We start from the raw sequence: 15,657 nt of genomic DNA, 5'->3' as shown, positions 1-15,657 counted from the left end.
TTCTTATCCTTTCACACCGCCCGCTGTCAGACCACCAACGAGCCAACGCTGTGCTAACAAAAACACTGCGGTAATAGGAACAGCAGACAATACAGCCGCCGCCGCGAAATCACCCCATAAATAGTTTTGTGGATAGAGATACTGTTGCATACCTACCGCAAGTGTGTATTTGTCTACATCAGATAATAATAACGACGCAACAGGTACCTCACCGACAACACCAATGAACGAGAGAATAAACACAACCGCTAGAATCGGTACTGAAAGTGGAAGCAGAACCAACCTAAATGCCTGCCATGGCGTTGCACCATCAAGTGCTGCCGCCTCTTCAAGTGAGTTATCAATGGTTTCGAAATACCCTTTAATCGTCCATACGTGTAGCGCAATACCACCAAGATAAGAGAAAATCAAACCACCATGGGTATTCAAGCCTAAGAACGGTATGTACTGCCCTAACTTATCAAATAATGCATACATTGCGACGAGTGCCAGCACCGCGGGAAACATCTGGAAAATCATCATTGCTTTCAAGATAGTGTTCTTACCGCCAAACTTCATACGCGCAAATGCGTAAGCAGAAGTTGTCGATAACGCAACGATGAAGATAGACGATATTGCCGCTACTTTCACTGAGTTCCACAACCAAAGAAGAACAGGGAATGGTGGTGGTGTTATCGAGCCGTCTGCGTTCGTTACAGAAAAGCCTAATGCCAGTTTCCAATGTTCTAGAGATGGATTCTCTGGAATCAAACTACCTGTTGCAAAGTTACCCTCACGGAACGAGATAGCAATAACCATCAACAGCGGAAAGATTATCATTGATAAGAATATCCATAGAGCAACATGGGTTGCCCATACACGATATTTCACATTTTTACCTTGTACAATTGCCATAATATTGTTCCTTAGTCCTGTGAAAGTTTCGTGAATCGTAGGTTGAATAATGCCAAACCACCAACCAATAAGAAGATAAGCGTTGCAATCGCACTTGCCAGACCAAAGTCTTGACCACCACTGCCTTCGAATGCAATACGATAGGTATAACTCACAAGTAAATCTGTGTAACCAGCAGGCTCTGAGGTTCCGATCATGTTTGGACCACCACCAGTTAACAGGTAAATCATCACAAAGTTATTAAAGTTAAAAGCAAAGCTAGCGATAAGCAATGGCGTCAACGGCTTAAGCATCAAGGGAAGCGTTATCTTGGTGAAGTTTTTCAATGGGCCCGCGCCATCTATTGCCGATGCTTCATAAAGATCATCCGGGATAGCCTTAAGCAGACCCATACAAAGGATCATCATATATGGGAACCCTAACCATGTATTTACAATAACGACCATGACTCTGGCGAGAACAGGATCAGAGAACCAGTTAGGGCTCAATCCAAATATGGTTTCCAGAACCATATTGATCTCACCAAAACTTTGGTTGAATAAACCCTTAAAGATAAGAATAGAGATAAATGCAGGGACAGCATAGGGCAAGATAAGCAGCACACGATAAGCGGCACGCCCTTTCAATGACTCCCATTGAACAACACTCGCCAGTACAAGGCCAATGACCAGTGTTAAACCAACACTCAGCGCCGAGAACGCCACTGTCCAAATAAAGATGCTAATAAATGGTTCTTTGATGCCATCGTCCTTCCAGACACGCTCGAAGTTTGCAGTATCAATATTGACGATGAATCCGGGTGATATGGTGTTACCAATAAATGCACCTTTTCCATCAATGACTTGATAAAAACCGACATCCATATTTGGCTTCAATGTCTCACCTGATTTGTTGTTGATCATGGATTCACCATCATCTTGCAACGAATACAGGGATGCGACAGAAGCAAACTTACGCAAGCCACTCATGCGGACATCAGAACCATCAGGCATATGCAAATCTACATTACCGAGAGAAGCTTTGTTCTGAATAATCGTTTTAATTTTCTCTTTTTCACCCTGAATGTCTGACACGATATTCAAGTCAAGGTCTGTTTCCGCAAAGCCTTCTAGGGTGAACTTATCAGTGGCGAGTAGTTGTTCGCCTTTCGTGACAACAAGTTGATGACCATTGTCAGTTTTATAGAGATTAAAAGGATAGCTCTCACCACTCTGGTAAGTTCTATCGAGTAATACAGTCTGCGCTCGTTCTAACGACAACTGATTTTTAGCACTATAGTTTGTAAACGCTAAGCCGACAGTATAAGCAAGTGGGAAAAGAATGAATAAAATCATTCCCGCTATACCCGGGTAAATATAGCGATGTGCGTATGTCTTTTTACTACCAAAAATATAAAGAGCTAGAGCGGTAAGCACCACTGTAAGCAGAGCGAAAGCGAGTTCACCGCGAGAATACATTAGAATTGTGGCATAGCCATTCACTATACCTACTGATGCCAATAATGCCCATTTGATAAACACTTTTTGGCTTGAAGGTAATGCGGCAGATGCCGTTGCACCTGAACCTTGAACTGACTGCATAAGAAAACCTGCTAGCGATTAAAAATAAAAAATATTAAGGAGAGGTTACCCTCTCCTAAAAATGAATAGGACCTTCAACTGCTTTCGTGATTGTGCAATCTATGGGCCCTATCTGTTTACTGTTACTTCGTCATTTGCTTGTCTGCGTCTGCAAGTGCAGCATCAACGGTTTGGCGACCGTCTACGATGTTAATGATTGCATTTTTGGCACTGCTCCAGAACGCACCCATTTGTGGGATGTTAGGCATGATTTCACCATTCATTGCGTTATCCATTGTTGCCGCTATACGCTTGTCACTATCCAATTCTTTCTGGAAAGAATTAAGAGCAACTGCACCCAATGGTTTGTCGTCATTGATCATACGAAGACCATCGTTAGTAAGTAGGTAGTTTTCGATAAACTCTACGGCTAGATCTTGGTTAGGTGACGCCGTGCTGATACCCGCCGTTAACACACCAACGAATGGCTTAGAAGATTTACCGTTAAATTTCGGAAGCGTCGCAACGCCGTAGTTAATACCTGATTTCTCGATATTGCCCCAAGCCCATGGACCATTAATAGTCATGGCTGTGTTGCCTTTGTTGAACTCTGCCTCAGAGACCGAGTAGTCCATATCAGGAGAGATAATACCTTTATCTATAAGACCTTTAACAAAATTCATCGACGCTTTAACGCCATCGGTAGCAATACCAGCATCTTTTACATCATAACCAGATGACGTATATTTAAACGCGTAACCCCCATCAGCCGCCATTAATGGCCATGTGAAATACGGTTCTTTTAGGTTCCACATAATGGCTGTTTTGCCATCTTTTTGCAGTTTCGCGTTTAACGCTTCAACTTCTTCCCAACTCTTAGGAGGAGTCGCCACTAAATCTTTGTTATAAATAAGAGAGAGAGACTCAATCGCGACTGGGTACCCTATTAGCTTGCCGTCATATTTAACCGCATCCCACGCAAAATCTACAATTCCATCTGTTACTTCTTTCGATGGCTTAACTTCTGCTAATAAACCAGCTTCTGCATAGCCGCCAAATCGGTCATGAGCCCAAAATACGATATCTGGACCATCGCCAGTTGCCGCTGTTTGAGGGAATTTGTCTTGAAGTGCATCAGGGTGAGCAACCGTCACTTTAATACCCGTGTCTTCTTCAAATTTCTTACCCACTTCCGCCAGACCATTATAGCCTTTGTCACCATTGATCCAGATAGTTAGTTGACCTTCTTCAATGGCTGCGTTTGCACTTAATGAACCAAGAGCGGCTAATGTGCATACAGCAACAGTGCTTAGGGCTTTTTTCATGTTTAATATCCTTTTTATATGTGAGATGTAGGGCTCTTTTTAGACGATAAGCCATATTTCGAGTTGTATCATCTTAAAATACGAGTAAGTAATCATCATCCTATATTCTACGCCCCGTATGGTATGGGAAATTTTCGTGATCGTCATCTGCATTAGATAGAGAAGCCCATCACACAATCGTCGCAATATGAGATACGAGTCACGTTTTGCGTATCCATTTATTTGAAGTGGATCTTGTTTTGTATTTCTACGCCTCCTACGCCTCATCCCCCACTACTCCCCCTGGAAATTAATTCTAATGGAGGATGTGTAAATAGCATTAATACAGGAAACTAGACACCATCAAGAGTAGTGATTAGTTGTTAATAGCAAAGCACATATCAAGATAACCGTAAGTAAGCTTACTAACTCTCTCTTTTTTTTAAACATTTAGTCAAAAACTGTTTCCTACTTTTTATTGTCTACCGTAGTATTTATATACTGTTAGACGATAAGACAAAAAATTAATCGAGGACAAGCTACATGGCGAGCGTCACGTTAAAGAATGTATGTAAAGCTTATGGCGACTTACTGATCTCCAAAAATGTTGATTTAGAAATCAAAGAAGGTGAATTTGTTGTTTTCGTTGGTCCATCAGGCTGTGGTAAATCTACGCTATTACGCTGTATTGCTGGTTTAGAAGAGATCACCTCTGGTGACCTCTATATTGGCGAAGAACGTATGAATGACGTTGAGCCATCGAAACGTGGTGTTGGTATGGTTTTCCAATCCTATGCGCTATACCCGCACTTGAATCTTTATGACAACATGTCGTTTGGCCTTAAGCTTGCAAAAGCAAGCAAGACTGAAATCGATAAACGTGTCTCTCATGTTGCTGAAATATTACAGCTTGGTCATCTGCTAGAAAGGCAGCCTAAAGCGCTTTCTGGTGGTCAACGTCAACGTGTCGCAATTGGCCGTACTCTTGTTTCTCAGCCGAATGTATTCCTACTTGATGAGCCCTTGTCCAACCTTGACGCCGCGTTGCGCGTAAATATGCGTAGCGAAATCACCAAGCTGCAACGTCAGCTTGGTTGCACCATGATCTACGTAACGCACGACCAAGTCGAAGCAATGACAATGGCCGACAAAATCGTTGTACTCGATGACGGTATTGTCTCTCAAGTAGGTAAGCCTCTCGAACTGTATCATTACCCTGAAAATCGTTTTGTTGCTGGCTTTATTGGTTCACCAAAAATGAACTTCATGAGCGTTAATATTGAAGAAGTCGAAGCAGAGCGTGTACAGGTTCAACTTTCTAATGGCAATACGCTTTGGATCCCAGTTGATGGTAGAACCGTCAATAAAGGCGAACGTATGTCGCTAGGTATTCGCCCAGAGCATCTACAAAATGCTGAAGAAGCCGACGCCGCCATCGAGGGTGATATTCAGATTGTTGAAAAACTAGGTAACGAAACCCAGATCTATCTGCATTTAGACAGCGCAGATGCGGATGTTATTTACCGCGCTCCTGACACGCTCGCGGTAGAGGTTGGGGACAAGTTCTCTATTGGTCTAGCAGCCAATCGTTGTCACCTTTTTCATAGTGATGGTAGAGCATGTAGAAGACTGCACAAAGAAAATGGAATAGATTTTGATTAAGGTCTAATAACGTCGCTCTAACCGTAACCACTAAAACCTTGCTCATACTTAGCAAGGTTTTTTATTTTCTCCCCCTAATCTATCCTCTAAGAAAGTACTGAGCGTCAAATCGATTCTCATATTGAGAATACGCAAGTTTCTCATTTTAATATCAACATAAAATCAATATATTTCCAATATTTCAATGACTTAAAATATGGCACATAAAGTGTATTTACCTATCTACACACAACCGCATAAAGAGTCATTGTCATGGAACTTAGAAAAATAGACGCAAGTGAAACACTCCTTACTCTTCAGCTTTCAGGAGACTTAGACGCAAATGGAAGCAAAGAAGCCCTTCCTCATATTGATCAGGTCCTTTCAGAAGATAACCATCCAGAGATCGAGATCGACCTAAAGCATGTTTTGTTCTTAGATTCCTCTGGTGTAGGCGCCATCGTTTACATGTACAAACGATTAGTCGAGCGAGAAAGAAATATGCGAATTGAAAACGTACATGGACAACCTCTCGAAATTATTACGCTGCTTCGTATCAATCAAGCGATATCTGTAAACCAAAAGAGAGAGGCCGCATAGATATCATCTCTATGCGAGACTTAAGGAGAAGCCAGCATGAAAAACAACACCTATAAACACCTGTTAATCCTTTTTAGCATCAGCTACCTAGTTGCATGCAGTAGTAGCTACCCAGAAAGCGGTCGTGGTGGCTTGGCAGAAAATGATTTTGAATCTGGCTTCTCCCCTGTTTTACCTGATGAACCACTCGGCCCAGAGCACGGGCTAAGATTTGACTGGCAAATAAGTAAGCTTCATCTCGATATGTTAGTACAAGAAGGCGCTATATGGTGCTTCCCTGCGGCGGTTGTACAGAACCAAGAAAGACAAAATAGAATCGCCAGAGAGCTTGAAGGCAACCTGTTACTCGATGCCGCAAACGACCTTATTGTCCAGAGAAAAAGTCTTAACAAATTGGAGCAACGGCTGACTTATGTCACCAATCAGGCCGATTGTACACCGCCAGAAAGTCAGCAAGACCAGCAGCAAGAACTGGGTATCATTAACGAGTTATTCGCGATGCTCAACGTTGACAATCAATTTGCCCAGAACTCAAGTGAGATCAATCCAAAATACATGGGAAACCTAGCACAAGCGGCCAACATGTTGAAAGAAAACAAGCATCTAAAGCTCGCCATAACGGGTCATGCCGACGCGTCAGGTAGTGTCGAATACAATGAAACGCTAGCATTAGATAGAGCAAATCAAGTGAAACGATACCTAACCATTTTTGGCTTGAACCCTACTAGAATTAAATCCAGTTCTCTCGGTTCAAGCGCACCACTTTTCCAAGGTGATACCGCTGCCGTTCAATTAACCAATAGAAGAGTTAGCGTTGAGATTATCTCAAGTAATAGCTCGACCGTAGCCTTAAACACAAGGGGCTCATTATGAAACCCACAAATCTATTTTTAGTCACATTAACCTGTCTATTTGTCTTACTTTTTACCTCTACCTCTCAAGCAAACTCAAATGAGACGGTTAACATCGGTGACAACATACAGGTTAACCTTCCTGGGGAAAGCAGTTTAAATAAAGGTTTCCAAGTCGACCAAAAAGGACAAATAACCCTTCCAGAAATTGGTGCTGTCTTTGTGGCCGGATACGATGAAGTACAGCTCAAAAACATCGTACTCGAACATCTTTCTGTCGCTTTTAGAGACCTGCGTAACGCCGAAGTATATGTCGCGAAGAAACAGCTAATCGTCATGGTACAGGGGTATGTGAAATCACCCGGTCAATTTACTATCCCTAGCAATGCAGGCGTTCAGGCAGCGATCACTTCCGCTGGTGGTCTTCGTTCGGGTGCTCAGTTAGATAAAATACTGTTAAAAAGAGGAACCGAAAACAGCGTCTTCAACTACAAGAAATTTCTTGATACCGGCGACAATAACGTTCTACCTAAACTTCGTTCGCTCGATACAATATTTGTCCCAGCATCACCGCTTGTTGGCAATATAGAACAAGAATTCAACCCACTTTCTCAGGCAAATTCAGGGGACAGTTCAGACCCTAAATCTGCCATTAAGGTTTTTGGGGAGGTCAATTCACCAGGGTCTTTCTCTTATAGTGCCGAGGCAAACCTAGTCGATATATTAATGCGTTCCGGTGGTGTCACTCGCTACGCTAGCGTTGAACAGATTCGTGTAATTACTGATAACAACCCTATCCTTTTTAATCTCAAACGGTATCTAGATTCTGGCGATAGCAAACTCCTTCCTATCTTATTACCAGGATCCACCATTTTTGTTCCTAAACAAGAAGAGGAGATAAAATCGGGAGCTAACACCGTTTACGTAATGGGTGAAGTTGCCGCACCCGGTGCATTTGAAGGAAAACCAGGTGCAAGCTTTATGGACATTCTTGCCAATGCTGGTGGCCCAACAAGGTTTGCAGAATCAAGACAGATACGCATCATTAAAAGTGGTGGTCAAGTCATTAAATTTGACTTAACCGCCTACACAGAAGGCCTAGGAACTAACCGACCGCCATCTATCATGCCCGGTGACGCTATTTTTGTACCTGAAAAAACTGACATGAATGAAAAGTCTTGGTTGAAAGTGTCACCTAACCGAGCCGTTAACGTGATTGGGGAAGTGGTTAGACCCGGTAGGATTGAATGGTCAGATGAGATGGACTTTATGGACCTACTCGCTCATGTTGGTGGGCCAACACGTAGAGCCGACACGACAAAAATAGAAGTCGTATCAACCAATAGATCAACCGGAGAAAAAGAACTACAGACCTTCAATTTGGATGATTTCATCAAAAAAGGCGCGAGACGTTCAGATCAACCCATCATCTCAGCTGGCTCTATTGTTCGCGTGCACGACCTACCGCAAGATCCATCAGACAACAAATCCCAGTGGGTGAGGCAAAGTTCTGATGCTTCTATTTACATATTTGGACAAATAAACGCACCGGGTCGTTATCGATTCACTAACGAAATGCATTTTTTGGATATATTATCTGCTGCCGATGGCCCAACGAAGGACGCCGATATACACAACATTCGAGTCACCCACAGGGACAAGAGTTATTCTAAAGTGAGCAAATTGAACCTAGCCTTATACTTTGAGACGGGCGATGAGTCCCTACTACCAAAGGTAAAACCGGGCGACACAATTTATATGCCAGAGAAAAACCGCAATTGGTTAGATCGCTCTAAAGAGAGCACAGTAAGAGTACTAGGGGCTGTAAATGATCCTGGACGATACGTTTTCAACGATTCTATGACGATCCTCGATATCCTTGCAGAAGCTGGGGGACCAAGCGAAGACGCATACCTAGAAAAAATCAGCGTCGTCAATATTTCCACTAGTCAAAGCCAAGCGAGAACCTTTGACCTCATTGAGTTTAGCAAATCAGCCAGTTTTCGAAACCTGCCTGTCATTCGAGCTGGGGACACCATTTATATCCCTGACAGAAGAGAAAGCTTAACGGAGAAAATACGCCTTGGCCTTAAAGACGTTCTTCAAATCGCGACCACCATTGTTTTAATAGGAGCGATCTAATGACCATTCCCGCAATGCACGCCGAAATAGAACAGATTTTTATCGAAGCTGAATTCGCTGACTGTCGTTCACTATGTATCACTTCATGCCAATCAGGTGAAGGCGTCACGTCACTAGCTATCGCCTTAACTGAGCGGTATCTGCTGGCAGGTTACCGCACGTTGATCGTTGATCTAAACATCCACAAACCCAGTTTTAATGTGCTGGAATTACCCTCATTAGAACCCAACGAATTTTGGCTAGAACACGCCAGCTCGGCCCAGTGTTTTACTGGCGTGTCTTCTCCTATCAATTCTCCTGCTCAACTCGCGTATAAACGTCCTGGGCATCTCAAAAAGAACATAGAAGAATGGAGCACACAATTCGATCGCATCGTGATAGATACGTCTCCAATACTCAATATCAATAAGAGCAACATTCCTTCTCAAATTGTTGCGACAGCCTGTGACCAAACCATTTTAACGGTACTGGCTGGAGTGACAAACAAACATGACATCACACAAGCGATGAAGCTACTTAATTCATCTCAGATACAGCTACTAGGCACCGTTTTAAACACCAAGGAACAGCCTAGTTTATTATTCGAACTCAGCAGAGAGGTAAACAGACTGGTCTTTCTTCCTCATAAATGGCGATCAGCCATTATAAATAAATTAAAAAAGAATCAATTTCTCTCCATCACGGTATAGTAAATAGTGGATTATTACCTAAGCTAGTACTACAACCATTTGAAAAGATAAAGATTATTGATAGGAACAAATAATGATAATAATTAGAACAATCCTAATATCCTTGATAATGCTCATTTCTACGCCTATTTGGGCACACCATTATACGTTTGGTATTGTGCCTCAGCAGTCTGCAAGCCGACTTGCAAAACAGTGGGCGCCCATATTAAAGGCACTTTCAGAAGAGACTGGGCATGAATTTGTATTCAAGACGACGAGTGATATTCCTACCTTCGAAAAAAACCTCGCTAAGGGGGAGTATAGCTTTGCTTACATGAACCCTTATCATTTTGTTGTATTTAACCAATCACCGGGATACCAAGCTGTAGCGAAAGCCAAGAACAAAAAGATAAAAGGCATCATTGTCGTAAAGAAAGACAGCAACATAACGCAGATAGAGCAACTCAATAACTCCGAAATGGCGTTCCCTGCACCGGCTTCATTTGCGGCCAGTATACTTCCTCAAGCGTATCTAAACGCCGCCAACGTTAACTACACGCCTAAGTATGTTTCATCCCATGATTCAGTCTATTTAGCGATAGCGAGAGGATTCTTTCCTGCAGGTGGAGGAGTAATGAGAACATTCAATGCGATGCCCCCAGAAATAAAAGAACAACTTAATCCTATCTGGACAACCAAAGGTTACACACCCCATGCCATTGCCGCACTCCCTTCTATAGACTCAAAATTATTAGAGCAAGTTCAACACTTCTTTTCTAAACTTGCGAGTACTCCAGAGGGCCAAAAAGTATTAGAACCATTGAAAATAAACGCATTTATGCCCGCGAAAAATAGCGACTGGGACGACGTGCGAGCCCTGGATATTGACCTCATTCAAACGAAATAGTAGGACAATAAGATGAACCTTCGCAACAAGACTATCATTGGTATTGCGGCTATTGAGACTTTTCTCTTAGTCATTCTTGTCTTCAGTGCTATGTCTTTTTTGGGTGATTCGAATGAGAAACAATTGATACAACGAGCCCATGCGACAACAACTATGTTTGCACACGCCATCAAAGATGCGGTATTAACCACCAATCTCGCGACACTCGATGACCTTGTAAATGACATTATGGTGCTCGAAGATGTGGTCTATGTTCAAGTAAAGAGTTATGGGCAAACACTCTCATCTGGTGGCAATATTGAGTTGCTTGAAAATGGTGTGAAAATTGATGAAGACTTACGGTCCGTCGACGATGGTGTATTTGATACCAAAATCGACATTGAAAGCGATGGTACCGTATATGGTTCTATTGAAATAGGTTTTGCAACCACCGCTATTAGCAAGATGTTGGATGATGCTCGCAAGGCCATAATAGGCATCGCCTCTTTAGAGGTTCTGCTAGTCGCACTGTTTTCCTTTGTACTTGGTACCTACCTGACCAGAAACTTAGTCAAATTAAGAAAAGCAGCACACACGGTAAGTAAGAAAGGGCCTGGTTATCAGCTGAATCTACAACAGAATGACGAACTAGGTGAGGTTGCAAACGCCTTCGATATCATGTCTAAGAACCTTGAAGATAGTTACACAGACCTTCAGGCAGCCCGAAAACAGGCAGAAAAGGCAAATGAAAGCAAAAGCCTTTTCCTCGCCTCGATGTCACATGAAATCAGAACACCAATGAATGGCGTTATAGGGTTGCTTAATTCTCTCAAGCAGACTCCGTTAAATGACGAACAGCAAAAATTGGTTAATGTCGCCACCGACTCCGGACTATTTCTCCTATCCTTAATCAACAATATTCTCGACTTCTCCAGAATGGAATCGAATAACATGAGCATCGATAGGAGAATATTCAACCCTTCAGATGCGACTCAGTCGGTCATTGACAACATTAAAACACTAGCGCTTGATAAAGGCCTAAACTTAAGTTTTAAACCCAACCATCTCCTTGAATACCTTGTCGGAGATGAATATAGATATAAACAAGTGTTACTTAATCTTATCGGTAACGCATTAAAATTCACCGAAGCAGGGGGGATTGATATTGAACTTTTCACGACAAAAACATCTGAAAGCCATGCCAAAATCGCCTGCAAAATAAAAGATACCGGCATCGGCATTTCTGAAAAATCACTGCCTTATCTATTTGATGAATTTACCATGGTAGATCAAACCTTCTCTCGTGATTATGAAGGGTCTGGGTTAGGTCTTGCCATCTGCAAGAAATTAGTCAACCTAATGGATGGCGAGATAACAGTAGAAAGCACGGAAGGCGTAGGGAGTTGTTTTACGGTTCACCTTCCTATGGAAATTGCAACGCGTGACGACTTCCAACAATCCAAAGCATTGCCAAACAATCTACATCCAAAGTGCTTGCACAGTCGCATTCTAGTTGCAGAAGATAATAAGGCGAATCAGCTCGTCATCCAGAGCCTTTTTAAACACATTGGATTAAATGTTGATATAGCCAACAACGGTATTGAAGCGGTTCAAATGGCTCAAAGCAACATATACGACATTATTTTTATGGATATCTCAATGCCCGAAATGGATGGATTAGAAGCATGCAAAAGGATCCGCGACGTCGACAGTAAAACCAGAGCTACATTACCGATTATCGCCTTTACAGCGCATGCATTATCTGGCGATAAGGAAAAATTTATTCGCGCAGGCATGACGGATTACTTATCGAAACCCGTCAATCTTTCAAATTTAATCAATACATTAAACAAATATGTCGCACAGGAAAGTGAAACAGACATTCAAATTAAACCGCCAACTATCAAGATAATACCAAAAACGGCAAGTAACACCGCACATTCAAAACCACTTATTAATGAGTCAACGCTGCGACAGATGATTAAAGATACGAGTGCCGAAGTGATGCCAATGTTGATTGACCACTATATAGACGAAGCGCAAATAAATGTCCGCAAAATGCTTATCGCATTAGAAAAGTCCGATTATGCCGCACTCAAGTTTGAGGCACACACGTTAACAAGCTCCTCACTCGCATTGGGCAATACGAGCTTAGCCGAATTAGCTGAAAAAATAGAATCCCTCTGTATCAATAATGAACTCACAAAGGTAAAAGCGATCACAGAAAACTTAGACTCGATTGCACAAGACTCTTTAGATGCGTTGCAAAGAAGAAAAGAACAAGGATTTTAATAAGATAAAACAGAATTAACGTCGTTATAGTCTATTCTGTAGGAATGATGTTCCATATGAAAAAACAAAGGTATAGGTATGCGACCAAAAGTATTACTTGTCGAAGACTCAACCTCTCTCGCTATTTTATACAAACAGTACGTCAAAGATGAACCCTATGACCTGCTACATGTAGAAACCGGGAAGGAGGCAAAAGCATTTATAAAGAACTATGCTCCCCAATTGGTCATTCTCGATTTACAACTTCCTGATATTAGCGGTCAGGAAATACTAGACTGGATTCAAGAAAACGAAATCCCTTCTTCCGTTATCATTGCAACAGCTCATGGTTCCGTGGATGTTGCTATAAGCCTAATTCAACGAGGGGCCAAGGATTTTCTAGAAAAACCGATTCAAGCAGAGCGGCTCAAAACCTCTATTCGTATCCATTTAGAAAATGCCAAACTAGAGCATCTTGTCGAGGATTTAGAGAACAGCCTAGACCGTTCTAAGTTTCATGGATTTATTGGCTCAAGCGTGCAGATGCAAGGGGTGTAATAAAATCATTGATTCTGTTGCCCCAACCAATGCCAGCGTATTCATCAATGGAGAGAGCGGCACAGGAAAAGAAGTGTGTGCGGAAGCTATTCATCACCAGAGTGATAGAAAAAACAAACCATTTGTTGCGATAAACTGTGGCGCTATCCCTAGAGACTTAATGGAAAGCGAGATATTTGGTCATATCAAAGGGGCGTTTACCGGTGCTACAGCGGATCGAAAAGGGGCGGCAGTGCAAGCTCACGGTGGTACACTTTTTCTCGATGAGCTTTGTGAAATGGAATTGGAAATGCAGAAGAAACTGCTACGGTTTCTTCAAACAGGTACGTTCACTCCCCTTGGTGAAAGCAGAGAAAGAAAGGTGGATGTTAGGATCATCTGTGCGACTAATCGAGACCCACTAAAAGAGGTCGAAGAGGGAAGGTTTCGAGAAGATCTCTATTACCGCGTCCATGTAATCCCTATAGAGATGCCACCACTTCGAGAACGTGGCAAAGACATCATTACGTTGGCAAACCACTTCCTTAAGATTTATGCCAAACAAGACGGGAAGAAATTCACAGGCCTAGACAAACCAGTTCAACAACTTATGAAGCGCTATCGTTGGCCCGGAAATGTTCGTCAACTTCAGAATATCATCAGAAACATTGTGGTTCTTAATGATGACAAACTCGTTGCAATGGAGCATCTCCCCTCCCAAATAAGTCATGTTGATATAAGCAGTAATGTCGAGAGTAAAAAACCACGACAACCAGAGATCGTCGAACAACTAGAAAAACGACAATACGAGGAATCTAACGTCATTGAGTCACCGCCATCAGGTGAACCGTTCGAAGCAAACAAACAAGCGTCAACGATAATTCGGCCTATGTGGCAAGTTGAAAGAGAAACGATACAAAACGCTATCGATTTTTGTGATGGAAATGTTCTGACTGCCGCGGTACTACTGGAGCTGAGCCCATCGACGGTTTACCGTAAGAAACTGGCTTGGGAAACAGAGGATGAATATAGCGAAACCTAACACTAACACCTTGTTAAGGGAGGATATTTGGTTAGCAGTGGACAGCCAAATTTTGGGTGGTATTGAGAGCCATATTTTAGAATTGGCTTCCGGCCTTATACAATTTAAACAAAAGGTTAGAGTGGTACTTTTAACCGAATATTCAGACTCACAACCGATTTTAAGTAAACTAGAATTGGCGAAAATACCGTATAATTTCTTGTCAGAATTGTCTAATTGTAAAGGTAATACCAATGTATTTACGCACTTGCGTTGCGCCCTAAAATTACACCGGCCTGCGCTTATCCACGCTCATGGGTATAAAGCCAGTGTTGTTAGTCGGTTCGCATGTTTACACTGTAAATGGAACGAACCTCCGAAGAGCACGGTTCAAGTTTCGACCTATCATGCAGGTGAAACCCCAGTAGGAAAAGTGAAACTCTATGACATGATTGACCGTTTTACCGCTTCTCTCTCTGATCTGAACTTTGCCGTCAGCAAAGATATTGCCAACAAAATACCTTCTAAAACGCATGTCCTAAATAACTTTGTCGCATTGCAATCTTATCCCACACGCTTTGGCAAAAATATCGCCTTTGTTGGACGATTGAGCCATGAAAAAGCACCGGATCGTTACATTGAACTCGCCAAAAACTTTCCGCAGCATGATTTTCATCTCTACGGCTCAGGGCCAATGACGTCGCAACTGAATAAAATGGCGGGGGGAAATATTCGGCTTCACGGCCACATCGATGATATGAATTCCGTTTGGAGCGATATAGATGTACTTATTATCACATCGAGATTTGAAGGGTTGCCGATGGCCGCTTTAGAAGCAATGAGCAGAGGTATTCCCGTTATTTCAACCAACGTTGGTGCTTTGGAGTCACTTATCATTAGCAATGAAAATGGATGGATTGGTAACGATATGACAGAACTGAGCCACTGTCTAAACGACTGGTTATTCGCGTCAGAATCCACGCAAAATACCATGCGAACAAAAGCCCGCCAGACGATTGAAAGTCGTTTCTCTCTGCTGGCGGTTATCCCGCAATATTTGGAACAGTATCAAACCGTTTTAGATCGATCGTAGATATTCTATTGAACCAAGCTAATCTGAGCTCAGTAAGTTGTAACTGCCGGAAGGCAATAAAATTTGATAATCAGTAAACTGTAGTTAATAGAGCATAGAACCATCTCGTATGTTTTGTGCAACTTGGGAGATAAGTGTCAAAGCATCTATCAATAAGCAACATAATGAGGGTATATCAAGGCACTTAACA

General features: G+C 42.3%; 11 protein-coding genes and 1 pseudogene. 9 read left to right on the top strand and 3 right to left on the bottom strand.

Annotation, left to right across the window (positions count from 1 at the left end; translation table 11 throughout):
* Positions 1–3: 3 nt before the first annotated feature.
* The 3 genes from malG to malE form a co-directional block, all read right to left on the bottom strand.
* Positions 4–894 carry a maltose ABC transporter permease MalG gene (gene malG / locus L3V77_RS21445; protein ID WP_275136859.1) on the bottom strand — a complete coding sequence of 297 codons (891 nt, stop codon included), beginning with the start codon at positions 892–894 and terminating at the stop codon, positions 4–6.
* 11 nt (positions 895–905) lie between these two features.
* Positions 906–2,474 carry a maltose ABC transporter permease MalF gene (gene malF / locus L3V77_RS21440; protein ID WP_275136858.1) on the bottom strand — a complete coding sequence of 523 codons (1,569 nt, stop codon included), beginning with the start codon at positions 2,472–2,474 and terminating at the stop codon, positions 906–908.
* 122 nt (positions 2,475–2,596) lie between these two features.
* On the bottom strand, positions 2,597–3,778 hold the full coding sequence (malE, locus tag L3V77_RS21435) for a maltose/maltodextrin ABC transporter substrate-binding protein MalE (protein WP_275136857.1): 1,182 nt from the start codon (positions 3,776–3,778) through the stop codon (positions 2,597–2,599).
* A 522-nt stretch (positions 3,779–4,300) separates the two neighbouring features.
* On the opposite strand from malE, the gene malK reads away from it, so the two are divergent.
* The 9 genes and pseudogenes from malK (at position 4,301) to L3V77_RS21390 (ending at position 15,467) form a co-directional block, all read left to right on the top strand.
* Complete coding sequence (gene malK / locus L3V77_RS21430) at positions 4,301–5,419, top strand: maltose/maltodextrin ABC transporter ATP-binding protein MalK (RefSeq protein ID WP_275136856.1); 1,119 nt, start codon at positions 4,301–4,303, stop codon at positions 5,417–5,419.
* Positions 5,420–5,671: 252 nt separating this feature from the next.
* On the top strand, positions 5,672–5,998 hold the full coding sequence (locus L3V77_RS21425) for an STAS domain-containing protein (RefSeq protein ID WP_195705727.1): 327 nt from the start codon (positions 5,672–5,674) through the stop codon (positions 5,996–5,998).
* A 36-nt stretch (positions 5,999–6,034) separates the two neighbouring features.
* Positions 6,035–6,871, top strand: a complete 837-nt coding sequence (locus L3V77_RS21420) for an OmpA family protein (protein ID WP_275136855.1) — start codon at positions 6,035–6,037, stop codon at positions 6,869–6,871.
* The gene (locus tag L3V77_RS21415) at positions 6,868–8,991 is read left to right on the top strand and encodes an SLBB domain-containing protein (RefSeq protein WP_275136854.1); all 2,124 of its coding nucleotides are present in this window, start codon (positions 6,868–6,870) and stop codon (positions 8,989–8,991) included. The genes L3V77_RS21420 and L3V77_RS21415 overlap by 4 nt, the downstream gene beginning before the upstream one ends.
* Positions 8,991–9,680: a chromosome partitioning protein ParA gene (locus L3V77_RS21410; RefSeq protein WP_275136853.1), complete on the top strand. Its 690-nt coding sequence runs from the start codon at positions 8,991–8,993 to the stop codon at positions 9,678–9,680. Before L3V77_RS21415 ends, L3V77_RS21410 begins: the two co-directional genes overlap by 1 nt.
* 73 nt (positions 9,681–9,753) lie before the next feature.
* Positions 9,754–10,566, top strand: coding sequence for a phosphate/phosphite/phosphonate ABC transporter substrate-binding protein (locus tag L3V77_RS21405; protein WP_275136852.1), 813 nt, complete (start codon positions 9,754–9,756; stop codon positions 10,564–10,566).
* 12 nt (positions 10,567–10,578) lie between these two features.
* Positions 10,579–12,837 (top strand): ATP-binding protein, encoded by a 2,259-nt coding sequence (locus L3V77_RS21400; RefSeq protein ID WP_275136851.1) that lies wholly within the window; start codon positions 10,579–10,581, stop codon positions 12,835–12,837.
* Positions 12,838–12,915: 78 nt separating this feature from the next.
* Positions 12,916–14,395: pseudogene (locus L3V77_RS21395) on the top strand (sigma-54 dependent transcriptional regulator).
* Complete coding sequence (locus L3V77_RS21390) at positions 14,376–15,467, top strand: glycosyltransferase family 4 protein (protein ID WP_275136850.1); 1,092 nt, start codon at positions 14,376–14,378, stop codon at positions 15,465–15,467. The pseudogene L3V77_RS21395 and the gene L3V77_RS21390 overlap by 20 nt, the downstream one beginning before the upstream one ends.
* The last annotated feature ends 190 nt before the right edge of the window (positions 15,468–15,657 follow it).

This window comes from Vibrio sp. DW001 (assembly GCF_029016285.1).
GTDB lineage: Bacteria > Pseudomonadota > Gammaproteobacteria > Enterobacterales > Vibrionaceae > Vibrio.
Note: the sequence above shows the minus strand (reverse complement) of the source record. Positions and strands in the feature narration are given on the sequence as shown.

Bases quoted from the DNA above. Each gene is read 5' to 3' on its own strand.
- malG (WP_275136859.1), bottom strand. From the start codon at position 894: ATGGCAATTGTACAAGGTAAAAATGTGAAATATCGTGTATGGGCAACC.
- malF (WP_275136858.1), bottom strand. From the start codon at position 2,474: ATGCAGTCAGTTCAAGGTTCAGGTGCAACGGCATCTGCCGCATTACCT.
- malE (WP_275136857.1), bottom strand. From the start codon at position 3,778: ATGAAAAAAGCCCTAAGCACTGTTGCTGTATGCACATTAGCCGCTCTT.
- malK (WP_275136856.1), top strand. From the start codon at position 4,301: ATGGCGAGCGTCACGTTAAAGAATGTATGTAAAGCTTATGGCGACTTA.
- L3V77_RS21425 (WP_195705727.1), top strand. From the start codon at position 5,672: ATGGAACTTAGAAAAATAGACGCAAGTGAAACACTCCTTACTCTTCAG.
- L3V77_RS21420 (WP_275136855.1), top strand. From the start codon at position 6,035: ATGAAAAACAACACCTATAAACACCTGTTAATCCTTTTTAGCATCAGC.
- L3V77_RS21415 (WP_275136854.1), top strand. From the start codon at position 6,868: ATGAAACCCACAAATCTATTTTTAGTCACATTAACCTGTCTATTTGTC.
- L3V77_RS21410 (WP_275136853.1), top strand. From the start codon at position 8,991: ATGACCATTCCCGCAATGCACGCCGAAATAGAACAGATTTTTATCGAA.
- L3V77_RS21405 (WP_275136852.1), top strand. From the start codon at position 9,754: ATGATAATAATTAGAACAATCCTAATATCCTTGATAATGCTCATTTCT.
- L3V77_RS21400 (WP_275136851.1), top strand. From the start codon at position 10,579: ATGAACCTTCGCAACAAGACTATCATTGGTATTGCGGCTATTGAGACT.
- L3V77_RS21390 (WP_275136850.1), top strand. From the start codon at position 14,376: ATGAATATAGCGAAACCTAACACTAACACCTTGTTAAGGGAGGATATT.